The sequence below is a fragment of the Sphingomonas longa genome (assembly GCF_016892685.1).
Classification (GTDB): Bacteria; Pseudomonadota; Alphaproteobacteria; order Sphingomonadales; family Sphingomonadaceae; genus Sphingomonas; species Sphingomonas longa.
Map to the genome: position 1 here is coordinate 44094 of NZ_JAFEMC010000008.1, position 22791 is coordinate 66884.

General features: G+C 63.4%; 18 protein-coding genes and 2 pseudogenes. 6 read left to right on the forward strand and 14 right to left on the reverse strand.

What is annotated here, in order from left to right:
* Positions 1 to 34: 34 nt before the first annotated feature.
* The 3 genes from ILT43_RS18970 to ILT43_RS18980 all read right to left on the reverse strand — a co-directional run bounded on the left by ILT43_RS18970 (position 35) and on the right by ILT43_RS18980 (position 4233).
* Positions 35 to 1246 carry a hypothetical protein gene (locus ILT43_RS18970; protein ID WP_204200562.1) on the reverse strand — a complete coding sequence of 404 codons (1212 nt, stop codon included), beginning with the start codon at positions 1244 to 1246 and terminating at the stop codon, positions 35 to 37.
* 16 nt (positions 1247 to 1262) lie between these two features.
* Entirely contained in the window at positions 1263 to 3458 is a 2196-nt protein-coding gene (locus ILT43_RS18975) for a GumC family protein (protein ID WP_204200563.1), read from the reverse strand.
* Between the two features lie 67 nt (positions 3459 to 3525).
* Entirely contained in the window at positions 3526 to 4233 is a 708-nt protein-coding gene (locus ILT43_RS18980) for a polysaccharide biosynthesis/export family protein (protein ID WP_239475101.1), read from the reverse strand.
* A gap of 242 nt (positions 4234 to 4475) precedes the next feature.
* On the opposite strand from ILT43_RS18980, the gene ILT43_RS18985 reads away from it, so the two are divergent.
* Positions 4476 to 6137, forward strand: a complete 1662-nt coding sequence (locus tag ILT43_RS18985) for a glycoside hydrolase family protein (protein ID WP_204200565.1) — start codon at positions 4476 to 4478, stop codon at positions 6135 to 6137.
* 19 nt (positions 6138 to 6156) lie between these two features.
* On the opposite strand, the gene ILT43_RS18990 is transcribed toward ILT43_RS18985, so the two are convergent.
* Both ILT43_RS18990 and ILT43_RS18995 read right to left on the reverse strand, forming a co-directional pair.
* A complete protein-coding gene (locus tag ILT43_RS18990; protein ID WP_204200566.1) occupies positions 6157 to 7569 on the reverse strand; it encodes an O-antigen ligase family protein in 1413 nt (470 codons plus the stop codon).
* A gap of 338 nt (positions 7570 to 7907) precedes the next feature.
* Complete coding sequence (locus tag ILT43_RS18995; protein WP_204200567.1) at positions 7908 to 8333, reverse strand: hypothetical protein; 426 nt, start codon at positions 8331 to 8333, stop codon at positions 7908 to 7910.
* Between the two features lie 209 nt (positions 8334 to 8542).
* On the opposite strand from ILT43_RS18995, the gene ILT43_RS19000 reads away from it, so the two are divergent.
* Complete coding sequence (locus tag ILT43_RS19000; RefSeq protein ID WP_204200568.1) at positions 8543 to 9370, forward strand: hypothetical protein; 828 nt, start codon at positions 8543 to 8545, stop codon at positions 9368 to 9370.
* Between the two features lie 267 nt (positions 9371 to 9637).
* A complete protein-coding gene (locus ILT43_RS19005) occupies positions 9638 to 10669 on the forward strand; it encodes a hypothetical protein (RefSeq protein ID WP_204200569.1) in 1032 nt (343 codons plus the stop codon).
* A gap of 141 nt (positions 10670 to 10810) precedes the next feature.
* Here the strand turns inward: ILT43_RS19005 and ILT43_RS19615 are convergent.
* Both ILT43_RS19615 and ILT43_RS19020 read right to left on the reverse strand, forming a co-directional pair.
* Positions 10811 to 11722 (reverse strand): annotated as a pseudogene (locus ILT43_RS19615) (HEPN domain-containing protein).
* A gap of 891 nt (positions 11723 to 12613) precedes the next feature.
* Positions 12614 to 12763 carry a hypothetical protein gene (locus ILT43_RS19020; protein ID WP_204200571.1) on the reverse strand — a complete coding sequence of 50 codons (150 nt, stop codon included), beginning with the start codon at positions 12761 to 12763 and terminating at the stop codon, positions 12614 to 12616.
* Positions 12764 to 12930: 167 nt separating this feature from the next.
* Here ILT43_RS19020 and ILT43_RS19025 point away from each other — a divergent pair, with 167 nt between their 5' ends.
* On the forward strand, positions 12931 to 13302 hold the full coding sequence (locus ILT43_RS19025; RefSeq protein WP_204200572.1) for a hypothetical protein: 372 nt from the start codon (positions 12931 to 12933) through the stop codon (positions 13300 to 13302).
* A 175-nt stretch (positions 13303 to 13477) separates the two neighbouring features.
* Here the strand turns inward: ILT43_RS19025 and ILT43_RS19030 are convergent, their stop codons facing one another.
* The 3 genes from ILT43_RS19030 to ILT43_RS19040 all read right to left on the reverse strand — a co-directional run bounded on the left by ILT43_RS19030 (position 13478) and on the right by ILT43_RS19040 (position 15217).
* Positions 13478 to 13795, reverse strand: coding sequence for a hypothetical protein (locus tag ILT43_RS19030; protein WP_204200573.1), 318 nt, complete (start codon positions 13793 to 13795; stop codon positions 13478 to 13480).
* A gap of 46 nt (positions 13796 to 13841) precedes the next feature.
* Positions 13842 to 14813, reverse strand: coding sequence for a GGDEF domain-containing protein (locus ILT43_RS19035; protein WP_204200574.1), 972 nt, complete (start codon positions 14811 to 14813; stop codon positions 13842 to 13844).
* A 140-nt stretch (positions 14814 to 14953) separates the two neighbouring features.
* The gene (locus tag ILT43_RS19040) at positions 14954 to 15217 is read right to left on the reverse strand and encodes a helix-turn-helix domain-containing protein (protein ID WP_204200575.1); all 264 of its coding nucleotides are present in this window, start codon (positions 15215 to 15217) and stop codon (positions 14954 to 14956) included.
* A gap of 53 nt (positions 15218 to 15270) precedes the next feature.
* On the opposite strand from ILT43_RS19040, the gene ILT43_RS19045 reads away from it, so the two are divergent.
* A complete protein-coding gene (locus tag ILT43_RS19045; RefSeq protein ID WP_204200576.1) occupies positions 15271 to 16011 on the forward strand; it encodes a hypothetical protein in 741 nt (246 codons plus the stop codon).
* Here the strand turns inward: ILT43_RS19045 and ILT43_RS19050 are convergent.
* From ILT43_RS19050 to ILT43_RS19065, 4 genes and pseudogenes are all read right to left on the reverse strand, one after another.
* A pseudogene (locus ILT43_RS19050) lies at positions 15953 to 16254 on the reverse strand (IS481 family transposase); the annotation flags it as partial. The gene ILT43_RS19045 and the pseudogene ILT43_RS19050 overlap by 59 nt on opposite strands.
* A gap of 71 nt (positions 16255 to 16325) precedes the next feature.
* Positions 16326 to 17600 (reverse strand): DUF3526 domain-containing protein, encoded by a 1275-nt coding sequence (locus ILT43_RS19055; RefSeq protein ID WP_204200578.1) that lies wholly within the window; start codon positions 17598 to 17600, stop codon positions 16326 to 16328.
* Positions 17597 to 19060 carry an ABC transporter permease gene (locus tag ILT43_RS19060; RefSeq protein ID WP_204200579.1) on the reverse strand — a complete coding sequence of 488 codons (1464 nt, stop codon included), beginning with the start codon at positions 19058 to 19060 and terminating at the stop codon, positions 17597 to 17599. Before ILT43_RS19060 ends, ILT43_RS19055 begins: the two co-directional genes overlap by 4 nt.
* Positions 19057 to 19884 (reverse strand): ABC transporter ATP-binding protein, encoded by an 828-nt coding sequence (locus ILT43_RS19065; protein ID WP_204200580.1) that lies wholly within the window; start codon positions 19882 to 19884, stop codon positions 19057 to 19059. Before ILT43_RS19065 ends, ILT43_RS19060 begins: the two co-directional genes overlap by 4 nt.
* A 181-nt stretch (positions 19885 to 20065) precedes the next feature.
* Here ILT43_RS19065 and ILT43_RS19070 point away from each other — a divergent pair, with 181 nt between their 5' ends.
* A complete protein-coding gene (locus ILT43_RS19070) occupies positions 20066 to 22246 on the forward strand; it encodes a TonB-dependent siderophore receptor (protein ID WP_204200581.1) in 2181 nt (726 codons plus the stop codon).
* Positions 22247 to 22791: the final 545 nt, after the last annotated feature.

Consider the following 22791-nt stretch of genomic DNA (forward strand, 5'->3'; position numbering starts at 1 on the left):
CTGGTCGGACGTTCATGGCAAAATGGAACTGGTTCTAACCGATCCGGACCAGCGAAACTCCGGCAAGGGTGAGAATGAGGGCAGACGCGCTGTCCATGTCGGCACTGGCGAGGATCCGCAACTCGATCGTCCGGCATCCTTCGGGAATCGCTATATTGGCTTGCACGGTTGTGGCTTGGTGCGGCATCGTCTGCGACCAGAAGCTTTGCTGCCCGGAACTGTCCAGGCAATAGCCTTCCCAGCGGACGTCGAGCCCGGATGAGTCTGCTCCCGGAGTAATGGTCTGGCGCAGGCGCCATGTGCCGGGCTGCCTAAAGATGATACGCCGCGCCACGATACCGCCCGTGCCACCGCGGGCGCTGATTCGTAATCGGTCGCCCTCGTCGTAGCCGGCACCGAGGTCCGGGTCGTCGGTCAGCTCCCAAGTTAGCGGCCGCAACCGCCGGTCGACCGTCGACTGGGAAAAGCCGATTGAACGAATCGATGCTTGGTCGGCCGACGGTAATGTCCCCGCATAACTGTTTAGACCTGGGTAATCTTTGTGGACGACGAACGCGCCAATCAGGCTTGCTTGTACCGCGCGGAACGCCGGATCGTTACGAGCAGAAGCGACTTCGGCAACGAGGGCAGCAACGTCGCGTGGTTGGCCGGTCGCGACCGCCTGGGTCAAGAACACGTCGCTCCAAGGGCGATGCCAGCGCAGATAACGCGCCAGTTCAGCCCGGATTTCGGGATTGCCGAGAGCGCCGATGAGCACGGGAAATAGCAGAGCGGGCGCCCGCCTTGATGTCGTCAGCGCGAGGTCATAGTGCGACAATGCACGGTTAATATTGCCATCTGCCACTGCCGCCTCGATCATCCAGATCTGCGTCGGAAGATCGCGGCGCGAGGTCCGCTCGGCCAAGGCCATCAATAGACGGGAATTCGCGGTATTCCCCTTCAGGCTACGCATCATCGCAAGCTGGCGGATTAGGTCGGCGCTCAGCGGTTCCTGGCGCAGTGCAGTCGCGACGGCGCGCGCCTCCGGCGACTGCGGGCCCCCGACGGCACCGGTCGCAATTAGGGTGTCATCAATGCGGTGAGCTAGCGCGATGGGGTGGTCGGGCACCGCGCGCAGCGCGAGGTCGGGCCGGCTGCGGGCGAACGCGTTCCCCGCCGCGTCTCGCGCGACAACGACGGCACCCGCTAGCGCCGCAAGACCGCCGAGACCAATCGCCAGCGATTGGGAGAGAGGGAGAAAGCGCATCGCGACAGGTCAGCGATCAGGTCCGGTCGTCGCCGTAGCGGTCGCCGCCATAGCCGTAGCCGTAGCCGTAGCCATAGCCGCCGCGGCGCTGCTGGAGCTTGGTAAGGATTACGCCAAAAACGTGCGCATGTACCATTTCCAGCCGCGCGATCGAGGACCGAATGCCGCGCACGGGCACGCCGCCGGCTTCCACGACAAGGATGCAGCCCTCGACCGCCTCGCCCAAGATCGGCGCGTCGGTGAGGCCAAGAATCGGCGGGGAGTCGATCACGACATGGTCATACTGGCCCGCGACGCTGGCAATGAAGCGCGGCAGCCGCTCACCGGTGAGCAGTTCGGCCGGGCTGGGCGGCGTCGGTCCTGCGGCGATGAGCGAGACGCCCTTGTACAAAGTTTCCTGGACGTTGCGCTGCCAGTCATCGTCGCCTGCCAGATAGTTGCTGAGGCCGGCGGTGTTGGGGCAGCCAACCAGATCGTGCTGCGACGGCGAACGCATGTCGGCGTCGATCAGCAGGACGTTCTTGCCGGTGCGGCCCATCACCAGCGCCAATGCTAGCGCGGTTGAGCTTTTGCCCTCCGCTGGGCGTGTGCTGGTGACCGACAGCGTGCGGGGCAGGCCGTGGCTCGTCGTGAACGCCAGGTTCGACCGGACGCTAAAATACGCCTCGTAGAGATGCGACTTGGCATCGTTCAGTTCGTGGACGACGTTGCCTTCCACGTTGGGTGTATTCCCCAGCAGCGGCAGGCCGAGCAGCGTCTGCACCTCGGCTGGTTCGCGCACGCCGTCATCCAGCTGTTCTAGCGCGATGACCACGACGCCGGCAACCATCAGCCCGCCGACTAGCGCCAGCGCCAAGTTGAGGAACAGCTTGGGCGAGGACGGTACGACCGGGATCTGCGCGGGTTCGACCACGCTAATGTTGTTGGCGCCGACATTGGCGGCGATGCCGATTTCCTTATAGCGCTGGAGAAGCGCGTCGTAGAGTTGCCGGTTGGTGTCGGCATCGCGCTGGTACACGTTCCACTGGATCCCGGCGCGCTGCTGCTTGGTTAAGCTGCCGCGCAGGCGTTCCACTTCGGCGCGCAGTTCCGTTTCGCGTTGCAGCGACTGGCGGTATTCCTGCGTCCGGCCACCGGCGATTCGATCGGTTTCCTGGCGGATTGCGGTGTCTAGCGCGTCGCGCTGGCGTGCCAGCGCTTCGACGGTTGGATAGCCCGCCTCGTACTGGACGAGCATCTTGGCATATTCGGCTGCGACTTGGGCGCGCTGCTGCCGCAGTCCGGCCAGCGCCGGGCTGGACAGCGCTTCACTGGTGGTGCTGCCCGCAGCGCGCAGACGGCTTTCTGCCAGCACCCGCGCATCGATCGCAACGTTGAGCGCGGTATTCAGCGCATCGAGATTGTTCGCCGCCAGCGTGCGGGTGCTTTGCGTCTTGCCCTCCGAATCGCGGGTCTGGTCGAGCGTGACGATCCCTTCGTCCGAAGCGTAGGAGACGACCATACGCTCTGATTCCTCGAGCCGCTGGCGCAGGTTGGCCAACCGTCGTTCCAGAATGCGCCGCGCATCGGCTGTGGAATCCAGCTGCCGTTCCATGCTTTTGGCGATAAAGGCGGCGGTCCAGGCGTTGGCGATGCGCGCCGAAAAATCTGGTGATCGGCTGGTATAGTTGACGTTGACCAGCCGCGACGTGCGGACCGGCACGATGTCAACATTAGCCAGCAGCAGGTCGATGGCCAGCTTCTCGCGCACTGCGATCCGTTCGCGACCGCCAGCTGCCAGATCGCCGCCAGCGTTCTGAACACCGTGCGCCGCGAAAAACTCGTCGTTGCCCGCCAGACGCAGGTCGCTCGACACTCGTTCGGCAATCGGCCGGGTTTTCAGCAACGCATATTGCGTCGCATAGAACTCCATGTCGCGCCCGGCTTCCTCGGACTCGATGCTCTGGACATTCGTAATCCGCTTCTGCTCGCGGCTGATCTCGAGCTGGACGCTGGCAGTGTAGCGTGGCGCGGTCAGCAGCGTCGCAACCAGCGCCACGACGACGAACGTCGCGACGATGCCGACGATTGTCCAGCGACGGCGCAGGACGGCGTTCCAGTATTGGAGTAGCAGCGGCGAGATGGTCGAGCGCGCGGGTTGAGCCGCGGGTCGTGCGCCACCATCGGGATCGTCGCCCCGATATGGTGAAACCAGAGCCGGGTCGCGAAGCATGTTCATAGAATATCCAGACGATGGCCCCGAATGGCGGGGTACGACGCAGCGTGTATTTGTCTCATGGCTATTGCAGCGCCACGATCAGCGGAGTCGTCAGCAGCGGGGCGGCCGATAGCAGGTCGCGGAACAATCGACGCCCACGTGATTCCCCCACCATGACCACGTCGTTGGCGAACACTTCAGGATCCGGATAGACGCCGTCGCGGATCGCGCGCAGATTGTAGAGTGCTGCGTATTTACGGCCGCCCGACGTGCGGAAGACCACGATGTCGTCCAGCTTGGTGAATTCGGTGGTCCCCTTGGCAGTCGCCACCGCGCGCAGCAGCGTCATGCGGCCGATCACTGGGTAAAGCCCCGGTTCCCGGACCTCACCCTCAATCGTGATGACTTGGCTAACGGTTTCCTTCAGGTTGACCGTGACTTGGGGATTGCGGATAAACTTGCCGCGCAGCCGTTGCTCGATCAGGCTTCCAACCTCACCTGGCGTCTTGCCGGCGATCTCCAGCGTGCCGACCAACGGGAAGGACATCCGTCCGCTCGCATCGACTTGGACCTCCTTGCCGCTGAGCGCGTCGATCCCGAACACGTCGATCGACAATCGATCGAACGGGCCGACATAATAGGGCCGTGCGGCGTTGTCGGTCCGGTCAGGCGCCGGCAGTTCGCTGCTTTCCACGACGTTCAGCCCGGCCGCGCCGCCGAGCTTCGGCTGGTGCGCACACCCGGCCGCGATCAGGTAGGCAGGCAACAGCAAAGGCACCAATTTTCTCATGCGTAGGTCAAATCCTGAACAGGAAGAACCGAGGGGTCGCCGGTATCGCGCCCGCTATCGTCTCGACGGCCACGTCGGGGCCTTGTAGAACCTTTGGGTGCAACCTCTGGCTTATGTGGCCGCCGGTTAGTAAATCGCGCATCAGTATGCAAGGATATGCCGTCGGCGTCCGCCGGCTCCACTCTGTCCGTATGCCGTCGCGGGAATATTGCGTAAAGGTTCGATCGCTGGATGACCGTTGCATGATATCACGTCGCGCCACGCTTGCCGGCACGCTGGGGACCGCGGCCGCAGCTGCCGCCGGCTGGACTCTGGACGGCTGGCCCACGCCGCCAGAACCCGACCATCCCCGGCCCGCCGGTCCGGTTCGAACCGTTTCCGTTCGTGCCTTCGGTGCGACGGGGGGGGGGCTTAGGGATGACACGGCCGCATTTCAGGCGGCGCACGACAGCCTGCCGGATGGCGGGGTCATCGTGGTGGAAACCGGTCGGTACGACTTGCGTACGGTTGCGATCACGCACCGCTACGTCACGATCCGGCTGGCACCGGATGCCGTGCTGCGCCGCATCGGCCCGATCGATTTGGCCAGCCGTGGCATGTTCATGCTGGAATTGGTCGGTGCGCATTTCACGCTGGAAGGCGGTACGATCGACCTGAACGGCGAAGGCCCGATGGCGATCCGGACTTTCGGCCGGCTGCCAAACCGCTATGGCGAGCAGACCGTTGCCGGAATCCGCGCGATCGCAGGACCGGCGAACGCGGCGATCTATGCCGTTCGTACGTCGTACGTCGTCGTGTCCGGTGTGACGATCCAGAATTCGGGCGAAACCGCGCTGTTGTGGCGCAATTGTGGGCATATCCGGGTCGAGGCATGCCAGTTCGCTAATATAGCCAATTTCGGTGTTGAGTATTCGTTGGTTGCCGCCGATCATGACGGTGCCACCGGACCCATGCCGATGCGCGGCGACTGCACCGTCGCAGACTGTACCTTCGAGGATATCGACGATTACGGCTTGGGTACGGGCAACGGCGTCGGGGTCGGTGGTGGCGGTGGCAGCGATCTGGGGACGTTTGCTGGTTTCGAGATCGTGGATTGCGCGTTCGCGCGCTGCCAGCGTGACATCCATATCGAGTTCCTGTCCGGTAGCCGCATCGAACGGCTGATCATCGCCCGCATCCGCTCACACGATGCGCGCCAAGGCAGTTTCGGGCTGATCGGCGTGCGCGACGTGATCATCGACGATTATGTCGCGATCGATCCCGGATCCGCACCGACGGCCGCGCTGGCTGGCCATTATCCTAGTATCTATGGCGGTATCCTGTCGGGCGATTTCGATCGTGTGCGGCTGGAGAACCTGCGGATACTGGACCGTCGTGACCACGGCGTCCGGTCCGGGCGACAGGCGGCGATCACTGCGGGAAGCCGGGAGTGCATTGCGCAGGACGCGACGTTCGGCGCCGGTGACGTCGGGGCGTTGCTGGGGATCCGCGGCGCCAATCCGGACGGGGCATGGTATGTCGGCAGGATTGCTGCGGTCTTGGCACCCGATCGCGTCAGGCTGGACCTACCGGCGGGCGCGACGGTGCGGGCGGCCGCCTATGCCTATGGTGGAGCAACGCGGGAAGGACTGGTGCTGACGCATGGCGGCCGCGTCACGCTGCGGGCTGTGCGGATCACGGCGGGTCGTGGAAGCGGGCTGCCGGGCGAGCCGCCCGCTGCTGGCTTGCGCATCGAGGCGCTGACTGCACCGCTCCAGGCGTCCACCACGACGATCGCCGCACCCCCCGGCAACACGGGCGGGGCAGCGGGTATCCGGTCGCCGGATGGCGGCCGGTTGCGAATGGCTGTCTCGATGCCCGGAATTGAGGTACGCGGGTTTAGCGTTTCCAGGCCTGTATCCTGACGGTCTGGATGTTCCCGGATCAGCGTGGCCGACGTCGTCTGCCGCGCTCGTCACCGTGGCCGATCCGCTCGAGCGCTGGCCGTGCCTCCAGCCAGAGCAGGGCGATCACGAAGAACGTCATCATCGATGGAACGCGCAACGGATAGTCGCCGATGCTGGCCAGTCCCAGCAGCAGCAGGACGATCGTGGCGGTTCGCGCCAGGAGCGGATTGGTCTGCCCGCCGCGCCGCCATGCTCGCCACCCCAGCACGACAATCGTGGCCATCGCGAACAGAAGGATCAGCAGTCCGGGCAGCCCGGCCGTCATTACCACCTCTAGCCAATCGTTATGGACATGGTTTGAATAATTTAGCGTCAGCACGTCGCGCGGCTCGTTTGCCTGAAAAACCTTGATGTAGCTGCCAATTCCCGATCCGAACGGGAAATACTGGCGCGTCATCGCCAGCACCGGCTCCCAAACCTGTAGTCGCCGGTCCCCGCTCGCATCGGACGCTAGCAGGCGTTGTAGCGACTCCGCGCGGGCGGCAAAGACGAAGACGAGCCCAAGCAGGACGAGGCCAACGCATCCGCCGGCATAGACCAGCATCGCCAGCCGCCGCGTGGCCTTCGGTAGCGTTGCCAGGCGATCCATTGCGAGGAATGGAGACAACAGGATTGCCAGCACCGTGCATAGCAGTCCGGCGCGGGAGCCGACCACCAGGACGAGCGCCACCAGGACAACCGCGACTGCGCTGGCCAGCCACAGCGTTCGCTGTCCGTCCCGTGCGGCCGACCGGCTGATTGCATAGGTCGCCAGCAGCGGGAACATGCACGCCAGAAGTACGCCGCCATGGTTGCGGTTCGCGAACAGCCCGTTGGCGGTCCCCATGGTGGTCTGTGCGTACAGGAACAGAGGGCCACCGGGATTACCGGCAATCTGGAGCAGGCCGAGCAGCCCGGATGCGATGCCGAACAGGATGAACACCGGCACCAGCATGGCCCGTTCGCGATCATCCAGGCGAACCGCCAGCAGCAGAACCGCCACAGGTACGGTCAGCGAATACAGGGCGTTGCGCGTCATCGCAGGCACCATCGTCAGCGGTCGCCATAACGGGCCAATGCCGCTGGCGCGATCGATTTCCACAATTAGATCACGACCGGGCATCGCCGTCCAGAGCGCAGGCGGCAGCGGCATAAGATGGAGCACAGTCAGCAGTGTGGCAGAGCCAAGCAAGGCAAACGCCATGGGAAAGCGGCGGACATCGTCCAGACGTATCCCGAACAGGCCATAGGCCATGACGAGCAATGCCAGCGGCCGCAAAAAGACGAGCGACTGAACATCAGTCCGCGAGGCGCCGCCGCCAAGGAAGACGACGATCAGAAACGTCGTGAGGATTCGGAACGTTGGGCTGGTCCGCACCACACGGTTTCTGGATGACGCGAACGAGGGCATCGCGAGAGCACTTCCTGCCAGTTTCCGAAGGAGGCGCGCTTATGCAGACCCGCCGGTCAAAAGAAAAGCCATGGGCAAGGGTTAGAGCATTCGCCGCTAATAATATGATAATGTCCTTTATCATAAGCGAGTGGGCAGGCGCTAATCCCTGGCGGTTTGACGGTGCGATCCTGTCGTTGGAGCCGTCAGCGGTTTTCCTCACTTGTCGCTACGCTGGTAGTGCGAAACTCAGCACATTTGCGACACGCCAATGCCAGCGCTTGGAAGCGGCCGGTCTGCTAACGCTTAAGTGCGGTCGTTTAGGCCAGCGTTCGCGTTGCCCGAGAGCAGTCGCCCGTTCAGGTACCGGCCTCGTATGCTTTCAGTAGCCGCCATAAACCCGCGCAGTCTGCGCCCTGCTGCTCGACGGCGTTGCGAAGGGCGTAGAATTCATCGTCGCTTTTGATGTGACCCCGGCGAACAACTCGCTGCACTAGCTTAGAAGACCTTGTGCGTATTTCCGACAGTGTTGGTAAACCCGATTGCAAGAGCTCGTGGTCGCACGCGGTCACGTCGTTCGAGGACCAATCACTCGTAAAATCCACAACGTCGCCGATCGCCATACCGAGGCCGCTCCGCGCCTTGGCCGGTGTTTTTACTGCCATTCTGTCAAGAATGGCTATCGGATGAGTATCAGGGTTGAGCAGGTCCGAAGGGAAAACCTTGGGAACCATATAACTGAACCACGACCGCAGGCGCGCATATTCGGAGGGATCGATCCGCATAGCCGTTATGCTGCCAGCGCAGGGCTTTTAGCGCAACGGCAGCTTGCCGGCCTTCAGTTCCCGAAAGCAAACCGTCCGCTCTCCACCACTTCCGGACATGCCAGTGTCGCCCAATTGCGGATATTGCCTAAGCCCTACGCCAACTTTGCGCGCCGGAATGGCTTGAAGGACGCTCCGCTTCGGCTAGCCTTGCTCGATAGGAGATCGTGATGCTGCTGGCGCTCGTCGGATGGACTCTCATTGCTGGCTTACAAGGACCGGGTGGCACGCCTCCAGCTCCTCTCGCTCCAGGTACCGCACCAACATCTGCACAGATTGAGCAACGGCGTGCGCAATCGTCCAGCCTTGGGCGCATGCTCTACGAATACGATCGTGCCGCTTGGCTCAGCTCGGATGCGCTCACAGCGAAGATCCCAAAGGAAAAGCTCGCAGGAGCTGGCGGCTATATCGTCGAGCAAATTGGCGACCAGTTGCTCCGCGTCACCTACTACCGTGGTGGGGTTGCTGATGCGCAAGCCTTCTTCGTCGCTGACGTGCGCGGGGGGAAAGTGATCCGGAACGAGGTGCTTGCCCAACCGATCGCTCTGACGCGGGAACAGACTGTTTTGGCGCGTGCCCGGGAAATCGGCGCAGTCACAGCGCAAGAGCGATCTTATCGACCCTGCAACTCACGGCCTTTCAACACCGTCGTTCTGCCCTCGCGTAACGGAGGCCCGACTGCCGTCTACCTGTTGTCGGCCCAGCAGGATGCCGGAACATACCCGCTGGGTGGGAACTACCGTGTTGTGGTGGGATCAGACGGCAAGGTTCTCAGCTATCGGCCCTACAGCGTGAGCTGCTTGAACATGAAGGTGCCCAAGCTGCCAGCCGGTGCGACACCGGTCGGCTTCATGATCAATCACCTGTTGGATCCTGCTCCTACCGAGCTCCATGTGTTCGCCTCCTACAGCCTTGGCATGCCGTTGTATGTGGCCACGCCTGACAAGAGAGTTTGGCAGGTAAAGGGAAGTGACATCATGCTTTCGAAGCCGAATTAGCAATTAGCTCGGGCCACTGACGCGACGTCCCAAAGCGGCGAGTAAGCCACCTTCGCCCAGAGAGCAGATGTTCCGCCTTCCACCAGGTTCGGGCATGCGGCTGTCGCAAAAGCGGCATCATATGCGACGTCCGAAATCCAGGACATTAGCGACATTGACGTCTCAGAGGTTGAAAGCGCCGGATCGCACCGACCATTTGCAGCTCTTATCTAGCCAACCTACAATTTGGCGGATGTTAGCTGCTGTAGCATTTTACCGAGGTATTGAATGAAGCTCATATGCGCCTTCCTGACGGCTGCACTGACGGCGCCGCTCGCAGCGCGCGACCTGAATGTGCCGGTCGATAAAGGATGGATGCACGCCGAGACCGGCATCGTGCTGCGACCGCAGCTTGCTGGCCTGATGCGCACGGCACTCCAGGATGCCACGCAAAGCGAGCGCGACGTCACCGCTCAATTTGGGGCGCCCGACAAGAGCGTTGTCGCCACAATCTACGTCTTCCGCCCTGCCATTGCTGACGTCGGCATGTGGTTCGACCGGTCGCGGACCGCGCTTGAAGGCAGGAGCACCTTCAAGAACACGTCGCCCGCAACGGCAGACCCCGTCGCCTTCGCGGCGGGCGGCTCGTCGTCACTTTTGTCGCTGCGTCAGGTGTACGCCAGCCCCGACGGACCATTTCGCAGCACCGCGCTCGCGGTCGTACCCGTAGGCCAGTGGATTGTCGGGATCAGGATGAGCGCCGCGACACTTAGTGCGGGCGAACTCGATGGACGGCTTTTGCAGGTCATTAGCGCAATCAAGTGGCCGAACACATCAGACATCCCTTCGCTCGCCGCAACGCCGATCAATGCGTGCGCCACGCCGATAGCTTTCCACAAAGCCAAGCAGATCAAGCCAAGTGGATCCGAAATGCTTATGTCCCTGATCGGCGGCAGCATGGTGGCCAAGCAGCAAGCCGAGCAGAAAGACTCGCCGGCACCCATCTCCACTTGGTGCCGCAACGGGACGGCAACCACGGAGTACGGCATCTACCAATCGGACGGCCGCCTGAAGGGCTATGTCCTTGCTCTGTACGACGCCGGCAGGGTCGTGAGCGTCTATCCTTCGATCATGGGCCAGATCGACGACACTGGAACCTACTCGGTCACGCTAGAAGACGTGGATGGCACCGTTTCCACGTTTCCATCCTTCAGCGCGCTGCCTGATCCAAAGCAGGTCTGGGAGTTGATCAATAAGGTCAGTCCTTCCGGCTTTGCGAAAGGGAAGACCATAACGCTCGACCCGAAAAGCCTCCGCTAATTTATCCGATTAGCCCGTGCTGTCGACCGCATCACAGCCCTGAGGGGCCTTGGCTGCCTGCGATTACGGTTTGCTGCTCAGAGGGGCTCACAGGCGGCTCAACGTACCGGTATGTTGCAGAGGAGGGCTGTCAAACTCCTGCTAGCGGCTCAGGGCTTCAATCCGTCTTGCACAGATCATCTCCACCACGCGTCCAAGCTCAGCCACCCGATCGCCGAGCCAGCTGAGCTCGTCCTCGTCGATGCTGTAATGGCGCGAATAGCGTGCCTTCACATAGGCCTCCTTCAGCTTTTCGAACATGGCGCGATCCCGCTTTGCGTCGCGGGGCCACACCTCTGCCAGCTGCGGGTCGATCCGCTCGGCCTGAGCGCGCAGGACGCCAAGGTTGTGCGAGTGCGGTGTGTAGAAGGTGTGGACCAACAGCACGCAGTGGTAAAACCGCTCGGCCGCTTGGTGGAGCTGAAAGGCTGCTTCTTTGAGCCGTCCTTAATCAAGGACGTAGCGGGCAGTGTCGAGTTGGCCTGAAGCGCTCGGCCACCATTCATCCAGATATTCTTGTGCCAGCGCGAATGCCTCGGCCGGCGTTTTGGGGCGAGGTTCGGCCAGGCCGTTCGGCTCCGATTGGTAGTGCGCGATCCCGTCGCGGGCGATGTCCATGAAGAAGTAGCGGCCCTGTGCCAGGCCGGCATTCACCTGGTCGAGACTGTGCACGATGAAGCCGACCGGCGTGCGTAAGTCGCCCGTGATCATTAGCTCGCGGTTGAGCCGATCCTCGGCCGCCGACCAGAACTCGACGCGGTCGGTCAGCTTGTCGTGATTGACGATGATCAGCAGGTCGAAATCCGATTGATAGCCCTTGGCGGTATGGGGTTCATCGACCCAGCCGCCACGGGCATACGACCCGTACAAAATGACTTTGAGGATACGGGCCTGACGCTTCCAGTCCGCGGTTGCGATCGCGGTGGCGGAGGCGAACTCCTCGAACAGGATCCGGACCACCCGTTCGAGCTCGCGCTGCTTGGCGGGCGGCAGGTGATCGAGGGTGGTGCGCATGGCATCACCTCTAGCGGGAGACAGGCTCTTTCGCGAGGTCAGGCGTGCGTGGAGACGGGGGGCAAAACCAGCGACCCGGGCGAGTTTGCTTCAGTCGGTTCGAAGCGTTCTGGCATCGCTACATCCTTGTCGATTTCGGCCGATCACCAAAGCTTTCGGGCGAAGGATGAGGGCAGGGGCCATGCCCGCCAAGTCCACCATTGCGGCCCGTTCGCCCGCCGCTGCAACCGTCGGTATCCACGACGATCCTGCACCTGCCTCCGTGTCAGTTTCCGGATCGTGCGATGCGCTGGATTCCTCGTCTGCCAGTCGCGACCTTGTTCGTGAGCCGCCAAAAGCTGCGACTGGCGGCTTCCGAGACCATCGCGGATCGCCGTGCCGCGCTGCGTAGTGCCGACAGGATGCGGGGCAGGGCGATCGGAGAATGCACACAGCGCAACGGAGTGCAGGTTGGAGCGGGCAGTGTTCCCTTTAGCGGGGAACAGGCTTTTCCTTGAGGTCGGAAATCCGAAATCCGGGCGAGTTTGCCTCAGTTGGTTGGAGGCGTTTCGGGCATCGCTGCACCCTGGCCAATTCCGCAAATCACAAATCTGTCGAGGGGGTCATGCTCGCTAAGTCCAGCATTGCACCCCATTCGCCCGGTGCGGAAACCTGCAATATCCACGACGATCCTGCACGCTGCTGACCATCAGTTTGCCGATCGCGCGACGCGCGCAATTTCTCTCTCAATGACCTCAAGGTGGGGGCCCTATTCGTGAACCGCCGAGGGCTGCAACTGACGGCTTTTCGGACCTTCAGGACATCGCCGTCGAGGACCGATTGGAACGAGAAGCAGGCGGCCGGAAATGCACCGCGGCAGGGATGTCGAACTTGAGACCTACTGGCGAACTTTCATGCGCCCGGGTCAAAGCCGAACGCGAAAATCGTCGCGAAGGTGAAGGGCGACAGGGCGACAATCCGGGCCACAGCGGCCGACCGTTTCTCGTCGATTTCCGCTTGGCAGCGGCGCAGCGGCTCCCCGGAATCCTGGACGCCGCGCATCGCCCGGAGCCGGGTTTCAACGCCATCATCAGCAACAACGATTGAGGACTACAGTAGTGCACACCCTATGCAGGCTCCGCCTGCCTTTTTCCCTTATAGTTCAGTGGCTTAGACGTTTTGGGGTCGTGAGAAGTCCGGCGTCTGATTGTCTGACACGTGTCTGCCATATGTCTGACGCCCAAAAAACGGCTGATTTCTGCGGGCTTGCGCGTCAGCCATTTGTCGGACGCGACCGCGTTAGCCATTTTTCAACCTCGGCATCACCGACCATTCATCGTAAGTGTCTTGCCTCGACGAAGAGCTCACCATTCTCCCTGCAAGAAGGTTGGTATGCGAAATCGCTACAACGCTGCACCATCAGCCTCTCGCCTCTGCAAAGGGCGAAACTTGATGAGGTGGCCGCTCTCGAAAAGCGCAATTACTCTGCCGTCATTCGCGCAGCGTTCGACTGGATTATCCAGCAGGACCACCCGGAAGTTAGGGAACGTTTGATCGCTGAAGCTGATCGCCGGATGGCGATTCATCATGGCGCGCGATGATCCCGAAAAACCGCGCAAGGACTTAGAAATGATGGCCGTCATATTCCGCAGGAGCACCACTCGCCGCGAGGGTCAGCGCCGCGGAAAAGCGAACGCCTCCAGACGTCCTGAGGCTGCCATTTGGTGCACGGGAATTCGGTGGAATCTATCGCCCCCTACACAATCGCCATCACCCCTACACAATCGCCATCATCCAAACCCAGACCGCCTTGAGCAGTCCCACACGACGCTGATCGAGCAGACGCGATCGACAAAAACTACCGCTCTTCGCGAGCACATTTTTTTCGGAAAAACCGTCGTACACCGCTGTCGTTTTCGAATTCTTCGACGGCTCCCTCGCTGTACGATCCTGAAGCCATTCGATGCCCGCCGCCCGGCAATAGTCGATCTTCAACGACTGCTCGACCTGAAGCGGATTGACCGTTGCCGCTGTGGCCCTGGTCCCGTCTGACGGCGGATCATCAGAGCCGTTTCGGGCGCTGGCTGCGCGCACGTTGTTAGGTCCCTTGTCCGTCAAGATGATGCGGGGCGACGGGGCTTCAGTCCGTCGCAGATACGCCGATCACGATACCCTCCACAGCCACCTGATCCCGGCCGTGTTGCTTGGCGCGGTGCAGCTGCGTTTGTGCAGCCTCAAGGAGTTCTCCGGCGCTGCGGCTGCGCATCGCCACGACGCCGGCGGAGAGCATGATCCGCCCCAGAGGCTGATCGTTTTCTCGCACCTTCATCTCGCGCGCGCCGATCGCCGCGCATGCGTCCGAGACGATGTCAGCAGCGGTTTTGAGGTCAGTACCCTCCATCAGGATCGCGAAGGTTCCGCCCTCCCACCTGGCTAACAGATGGCCGCTGCACTGCTCCGCTAGCGTTCGTGCCACCACCGTCAGGAGACGATCGCCGACGGCTGGCGAGTGGCTCTCGTTCACTGCCCGCAGCCGATCGATATCGACGAGCGACAGGCATGCAGGCTCGCGTGCTGTGTCGGCCGCCAGCATAGTTTGAAGCCCTGCGGCATTCATCAAGCCCGTCAAAGGATCGCGCTGACCCGAGGTCTGCAATGCAGCCAGTTCCGTGCGGATTGCCCGTGCACGTTGGCCGGCCTCCGCGAAGCTCGCCTCCGCCTGCTCGGCGCGCTGCATCATCGCGGAGATCATGCGGCCGACCTCGCTGGTAGGCGCCTCGAGCAGCGTGGCGGAGGCCATGACCAGCTCGCGGTTGAGGTCGGTGGACATCGACATGGCATCACCGACGACGTCGAGTACGCGCAGGGTCAGATGATCGAGTTGCGGCGCGATCGGATGGGCTGTGCCGACTGGCATCAGCTTCTGAACCTGATCCTCCGTCAGTCGCACCCCGCCGTCGACGGCCCCGTCGACGCGCTCGCGAAGCTCTCCGTCTGCGCCGTTCAGATACTCATGGGCGAAGGCATAGTGTTCAGGCGTATGGGCAAGACGATGATGATTAAGGAAGGCGAGGACGCTCGTCCCGTGTTGCCCCTTCCTCCAATCGACCATCCTGTGTCTCCGCCCTGAGTGCCGCCTGAAGGCAGTTCAGATCCACGTGGCAGTGCAGCACCGGCCGCGGTGAGAGGCAACAGCTTAGAGGTCTATATCTCGTCCATTTATAACCTGGGCTGTCGGATTTCGGACCGGGCCTAACCGTCCCGTGCAGCTCGTGGGCGCGACGGTGCCGTGGGCGGCTCGATAGCGTCGCTCCCTTCCAGCAGATCGACCACGCGAAGGTTAAGGGGAACGGTTATGTCCTGCATCGTCAGCAGGGTCGGATTGCGCCGTCCACGTTCGATGTCGCTGAGGTAGGTCCGATCCATACCGGCACGGAAGGCAAGCTCCTCCTGCGTCAGGCCGGCAGCCAGTCGGTGACGACGAACGTTGAGGCCAACTAGCGTGCACAGCTCCATGGAGCGTCAAGCACCCCATTGTCGACTATATCTCTATCGGATATAGTCGACATATGACTAAAAATACGGCTACAGGCCTGACAGCGCAGCTTGATCGGGAAGCGCTGATCGCGCGCAACGAAGCCCTTCAGGAGCTTGCCGCACTACATTTCTTCGCTGCCTTTCCGTTCATGTCATCTGCACGCCTGCGAGATCATGTCCTGCAGATCTCCCGCTGGAATCTGGAGGGATGGGACGAAGGCAACGAAGAAGGTTTGCTTGTGTTCGAGTTGGCGGGCTGGACTGCCGCGAAGGGGCGCAGCACAGCCCTACAGCGCTATGCCCAGCAACGATCCGCACCGATGCAACCTGAGGAAGCAGCCGTGCTCGCCAGTATGCAGATGAGCGTCATATCATTCTGGAAGGTGCAGGAAGCGCATCCCGTTGTCGGATGGATTGTTCGAGATGTGCTACACGGGGGAACGCTCTGGATCATTGCGGAAACTCTTAGCCGATACTTCGACGCAGGCGAACGCCCCACTTTCGTCACGCGCCTATTTCGCGATGTGCAGGAGGGGTTCTGGATGACCTGCGGTAGTAATTTCCTAATATCAGAGGGGGTGGTCACCTTCTCATCAACGGGGAAGGACTCGTTTTATACTGGCTCCGAACAGCATGCCGCATATAGCCGAGAGAGCCGGTACGTCTCTGCCCTCTATGCGGTAATTCCAGAGCGAGCCGGCAGCCCGTCCAACTTCATGACAGAGAAGAGGGCGTCGAGATGTTTATTCCCGGCATCTGGTGGATCGGATTGACGATTACTGGTTTGGCTCTGACGTCCAGATCTTGGCGACGTATTCGTATGGCGTTAGGCCGCTGAGCGTCTTGAGCCGGGGAGCAAAGTTGTAGGCGGCCATGAAGTCGGCAAGGTGCGTCTGGAGCTTTTGGTAGATCTCGTAGTGGAAGCGTTTGACGGTTGCTTCATTGATGGTTCGATTCATCCGGCCGACCTGACCGTTGTTCCACGGATGGTTTAGTTTCGAGAGCCGGTGATTGATGCCATTTGCCTCACGGATCATGTCTCAAAATTATAATTAAGGGATTGTAGATAATAGTACGAGCTAGCGTCTTAAATCCGCACATCGCTGAAAGAATATTGTTGGTAACGCGGCAAACGGCCGAAATCACCTCTTTCGAACGGACGGGCTTGGAAGAGATAGCCATAATAGAAGGCCCGCAAGCGCCGGTGGAAGTCGCGGATGCGGTCCTGGTACCCCAATTGCGCGGTGAGGTCCGTTTCGGCGAGCCGCGTCAGCAGCGCCTGAACGCCGACCGATGGCAGCACCCAGCCGAGAGCACGGCCCGCCGCATCGCGCGCCTCCAGCCCGGATCGATAGGCGCGCACCCGGTCGTGGACGCTGTCGTCGCCATTCTGGTGGAAGGCGAAATACCATTTGTAGTGGAAGTCGGGTCCCAGCGGGGCGGAATCGGCCCATTCGGGGTGGCCGGCGTAGAAGCGGCGCATCGTGTCCTCGCGCGGAATGTCCCAGGCGCGGTTCACCGCCTCGCGCTGCGCCAGCGCGATTTCCGCGCCCTGATCGACGGGGATCGCCGTGTTGATCGCGACGTTGGCCAGCGTCGGGGCGATCAGCACCAGCACGAGCCATGTCGCCGCCAGCGTCGCCGCATTCGTGACCGAATTCCAGCGGAGGCGGCCCACGAAGACGGCCAGCGCGACCCAGAACAGCAGATAGGCCGGGATCAGCGCCAGCACGATCGCGATCGTGGACCCGGCGACGCCCTCGATCAGCGCCGCGATGCCGAAAGGTATGCCCAGCGCCGCCCATAGCAACGCCAGCCGGAGCGCGGATCGCCGGCGCCACAGCGCCCGGCCACCGTTCGGCAGCGCGTCGAGCGTTCGCAGCCGCCCCGCCTCCCGCTCGCCCGAGACGAGGTCGTAGAACAGCGCAATCACGAACAGCGGCGCGAGAAACACCAGCACGAAGGCGAAGTCGAAACGGCCCGGCAGCGCCAGCTCCGGATTGAAGATATCGCCGTCGTAGATCTGCGCCTCGAGCCCCAGCGCACGCACGCGCAGGATATAAGGTGCGACGTCGCGCATCCCGAGCGCGGCGAAGGCGAGCGGCGCGGGTGCGTCCCAAGTCGGATGGAAGCTGTAATAAGCAGCGCTGCCGGCATCCTTGGTGCGGTCGACATAGGCGGCGACCGCCGCGATATCCTCCGCCTGCGCGGCCGGGATCGCGGCGATGGCGGCGCGCTGGCGCGACACCTCGACGATGCCGGCCGCCAGCGCGGCGCTGGTCAGCAGCGCCAGCAAGGCGAGCGCCATCATCGCCAGCCGCTGACGCGAGAACAGCCGCCATTCCTGCATCCAGAGGTTCATGACCGTGCTCCCAATCGGCGGGTGGCGAGCGCGAGTAGGGTCAGCGCCAGCGCTAGCCAGCCCACCACGATCACGAGGCCCGGCAGCGCCGCGGTGGCGAGCGTCCTGCCGTCGGGCGGGACGAACCGGAAATCGGGCATCGCCCGCCAATGATCGCCGGACACGCGCTTGCGGCGGTCGGCGCCCGCGTCCCTGGCGGTGTCGTCGGCATAGCGGACGCCCTCCGCCTGCATGCGGTTCAGCCGCTGCACCAGGGCGTAGCGATAGGCCTCCGCCTGTTCGAGGAAGCGGCGATGTCCGGCGACATCGGTGCCGGCCGCGGCCATCGACAGCGAGCGCAGCGCAATCGCCGGGCTGAGCACACCGATCGCCGCGACGATGCCGTTCTGCCGCGCCTGCGCGGCGAAACTGTCGGTGGCATAACGGTCGAACAGCGACGCGGTCATCCGTTCGCCCTCCATCGCCACCACGCCCTTGTAGTTGACGGGCAGGTCCTCGACCCTGTCGACGCCGTAGCGCGCGAGCACCGATTGCTGGAAGGCGGCGAAATGCGGGTCGTCGGGATCGTGGCTGTCGCCCATCGTGCGAAGGTCGCGCGCGATCGCGACATCGGTCTGCAACCGGTTCGCCAGCGGCACCGCGGCGCTCGCCAGATCGGGCGCGACGCGCGGCACCAGCACCAGCGTCACCGCCCACACCGCCACCAGCGCCAGCAACGCATCCCGGCTGCGCCGGACCAGCGCCGAGACGAGCAGGATCAGGACCGCCCACGCTGCGAGATAGATGGCGTAGCCCAGAGCGATGAGGGACATCGGCGCCAGCATGTATTGGGCCAGCGCGCCCGGCTGGCCGGCGATCAGCAGCAGCCCGATCATCGCCGGCGCGCCCGCGATCAGCGCGACCGTACCCAGCGCCAGCAGCTTGCCGCGCACCACCTGACGCCGGCTGGCCCCCTGCAGCATCAGCAGGCGCAGCGTGCCGCGCTCGGTCTCGCGGGCCAGCCCGCCGTAGCCGAGGAAGATCAGCAGCAGCGGCGCCACCACCTGCAACACGAAGGCGGGCGTCAGCTGGCCGAAGCGGACCAGCAGCGAGCTTTGCCGCACGTCGCCGAAATTGGCGGTGTTCTGGCGATGCCCCTCCAGGAACATGCTGTTGCCGGTATAGGCGTCGACCCCGGGATCGAACGCCGCGAGCGGCCCCGGCGGGCGGAAGATGAAGGTGCCGTAATGCACCATCCGGTGCGGATGCCGGTCGGGCTGCGCATCGAATGCGCGTTCGGCGACATGGGCATGACGGTCGCGCAGCGCGGCGACGCCGTTCCGGTGCGCCCACGAACTCGCCACCGCCACCAACGTCAGCAGCACCAGCATCGCAAAGGCGATCACCGCGACGCGGTTGCGCGCCATCATCCGCAATTCGTCGCGCGCGATCAGGCGAACGGTCCGATCCCCGACGCTCATGCGGCCACCTGCCCGCTATTCTCTTGGGCGTCGCTCACTTGCCCATCGCTCATCTGCGCGCCGACCGCCTGGAAGCGCGCGTGGAGGGCGCGCACATCGAACCGCTCCGGCCCGCTCGCGGTCACTTCGTGCGCGACGCGCCCTGCTTCCAGAAACGCGATCCGGTCGGCGACATCGGCCGCGGACAACAGGTCGTGCGTCACCATCAGCACCGCGGTGCCCCGCGCGCGCACCGCGACCAGCAGCGCGTTGAAGTCCGCCGTGGCACGCGGATCGAGCCCCGAGGTCGGCTCGTCGAGCAGCAGCACCGGCACCTGTCGCAGCAGCGCGACCGCGATCGCGACCTTTTGCCGCATACCCTTGGAAAAGCCGCCCAGCCGCTGGTCCCATGCGCGGTCCTGCAACCCCGCCGCGGCCAGCGCATCGGTGATCGCGGTGCGGTTCCGGTGGTGTCCCGATCGCCCGGCGGGCTGCTGACCGGCCCCCTGACCGGAGAGCGCGAGCAGGTAATCGACATTCTCGACCGCTGAGAGATGCTCGTAGAGCGCGACATTCTCCGGCAGGTACGCGATGCGGCGACGGGCCTCGTCCGGGTTCGCGGCGGGATCGATCCCGCATACCGCGACCATTCCCGACTGCGCGCGGGTGAAGCCCAGCAGCGCCGACAGGGTGGTCGACTTGCCCGCACCGTTTCCGCCCAGCAGCGCGGTGATGCTGCCCGCCGGCACCGCCAGTGACAGGCGATCCAGCACGCGATGCGCACCATAGGCGAGCGTCAGATCGTCGATGCGGATCGGGTCCGTGACGGACGAAGAGGGCGTCATAAGGGACGAAGGGGGCGTCATCGGGAACCTCGGCATGGCGTCCGGAGTCTCATGCCGCATCGCAAAAAATGTAACAAGGTATCATTGACGATGTTACAACATAACCGCCATAGCGCGGCCGATCAGGTCCCTCAGCGGCCCGATATGTGTTGCCGAAGGGGGATATCGTTTGCGTCGTTCCATGCGCACCACCGTGATGGCGGGTGCTCCGTTCGCCGTCGCGTTCTCCGGCTCGCCCGCGTTCGCGCAATCCGGGCCATTCGAACCGGCCGGGCAGGCTGAGCAGATTGGGAAGGCCGACGACGATGCCCGCCGCGAGCGCGAGACCATCACCATCACCGGCGTCCGCCAGCCCTATCGCGGCAATTTCGCGCTGCGCGAGATCCCGCAGGCGATCGCGACGATCGACGACAGCGTCATCGAGGAGAATGCGATCCTGCGGTTGACCGACGCGCTCGACCTGAAGGCATCGGTGGTGCGGCAGAATACGCTAGGCGGCCTGTGGGACAGTTTCGCCGTGCGCGGGTTCGTCGGCGACGAGAATTTGCCGAGCGGCTATCTGGTCAACGGCTTCAACGCCGGGCGCGGGTTCAGCGGTCAGCGCGACGTCGCGGGGATCGAACGGGTCGAGGTGCTGAAGGGGCCGGCCGCGGCGGTGCTGGGGCGCGGCGAGCCGGGCGGATCGATCAACATCGTCACGAAGCAGGCCGAACTCGGCCGCAGTTTCGGCACCGCCTCGCTGCAGTATCGCAGCTTCGACACCGTCCGGGCGGAGGGCGACGCCAATCTGGCGCTGACCGGCACCGTCACGGCGCGGCTGATCGGCTATGCCGAATCCGGCGACACGTTCCGCGACACGGTGGAGCAGAAACGCTGGGGATTCCTGCCGTCGATCGGCGTCGGGCTGGACGAGGCCACGCGGCTGACCTACGACTTCGAATGGACGCGGGTGGAGGTGCCATTCGACCGCGGCATCGTGGTGCTGAACGGGGATTTCGACACCGTACCGCGCTCGCGCTTCCTGGGTGAGCCAAGCGACGGCGATACCGTGGCGCGCGCGACGGGGCACCAGCTGCGGCTCCAGCATGATTTCAGCGATACGTGGAGCCTGCTGGTCGGGGCCAGCCACCGCGACACGCTGCTGACCGGCGCGTCGTCCGATGCGGAGACGGTGCGGTCGCGCCAGAAACTGTATGTCGACGGCCGGTCGCTGTCGCGCCAGCGGCGGACGCGGCGCTACACGTCCGAACACAGCGTCCTGCGCGCGGAGATCGCGGGCGAGTTCATGACGGGGCCGCTGCGTCACCGTGTGCTGGCGGGCGGGGATTTCGACTATTTCGACACCGACCAGATGTTCACCCGCTATCGCGGACCCGTGGTGACGGCGACCACGACGGACCGCGCGGGCTATGTCCTGGACCTGCAAAACCCGGTCTATGGCCGATATCCGGTCCCGGTCACGACGCCGACCACCGATCGGCTCGACGTGCAGCGCACCGCCGGTGCGTATGTGCAGGACCAGATCAGCCTGACCGACCGGTTGCAGGTGCGGATCGGCGGGCGGTACGACGATTTCCTGCTGCGCGTGGACAATCGCCTGACGGACGTACCGGGCCGGCGCCAGCGCAGCCGCTTCAGCCCGCAGGCGGGCATCGTCTACGAACTGACCGCGCCGCTGTCGCTCTATGCCGCCTATGGCGAGGGGTATCGCGCCAATATCGGGGCGGATGCGACCGGCAACGTGTTCGAACCGGAGACGAGCCGGTCGATCGAGGCGGGCGTGAAGCTGACCGCGTTGGGCGGGCGGCTGACCGGCACGCTGGCGGTCTATCAGTTACAGAAGTCGAACGTACTGGCGACCGATACGCTCAACCCAGGCTTTTCGGTCGCGATCGGCAAGGCGCGCAGCCGCGGCGTCGAGCTGGACATCAATGGCCGCCTGCCAGGCGGCGTCGACCTGTTGCTGAGCTATGCCTATACCGATGCGGAGGCGCGATCGCGCGTGCTCGACCCGAATTTCTCGTTCCAGATCGAACCCGGTGACCGGCTGATCAACATACCCGATCACAATCTCAACGTGCAGGCGACGAAGCGCTTCACGCTCGGCGCGCGCGACGCGACGCTGGGGGCGGGCATCCAGTATCTGGGGAAGCGCAACGGCGAGACGGGGACCGGTTTCACCTTGCCGTCGCACACGCTGGTACGTGTATTCGGGCAGATCGGGGTGACCGACGATGTCGAGCTGTTCGGGTCCGTCGCGAACCTGTTCGACGAGCACTGGTATGCGAACAGCTATGCGCCGGTCTGGGTGCAGCCGGGTACGCCCCGCACCGCCACGATCGGCCTTCGCGCCCGTTTCTAATCGCGGATCCCCGACGCCCATCTTCGATCGAGTGGCAAGACGCGTCTTCCGTCTCTTGGCGGTGCGAGACGTAGGCGTGGCGGACCGGATCATGTGAGGGCGACCGCTTGACGGACAGGGGGGAGTGCGATCGCCCTCGGTCACCAGACGGAGACGATCCCGGTGAACCTTGGGCCCCTTACCCCTGCCCTCTGGCCCCGCCCCGGATCGTGCGTCGAAAGCGAAAATAAGCGCTTGACGGGGCGGGTCGCCTTCCATAGATACGCCGAACCGCAGCGGTTGCCCTTACGGGTTTGGTGCTGCGGTCGCCAAAAACCAGATGCTTAGGGGCTTTCCGAAAGGAGAGTTGTCGGAGCGTCGGGGTATTTGTGTCGGTTCTTTGACATTGTTGGTTTAGATGAAGGGACATGTGGGCGGCGGCCTGCGGGACTTGTGGCGTTATCAAGGCGTTGCGGGTGTCGTAAGCATATAAGCTGTTCTCATATGTCCTTCACGTATCCATACGTGATGGGTTCTATCGAAGTAATACTTCGATGGGCTCATTA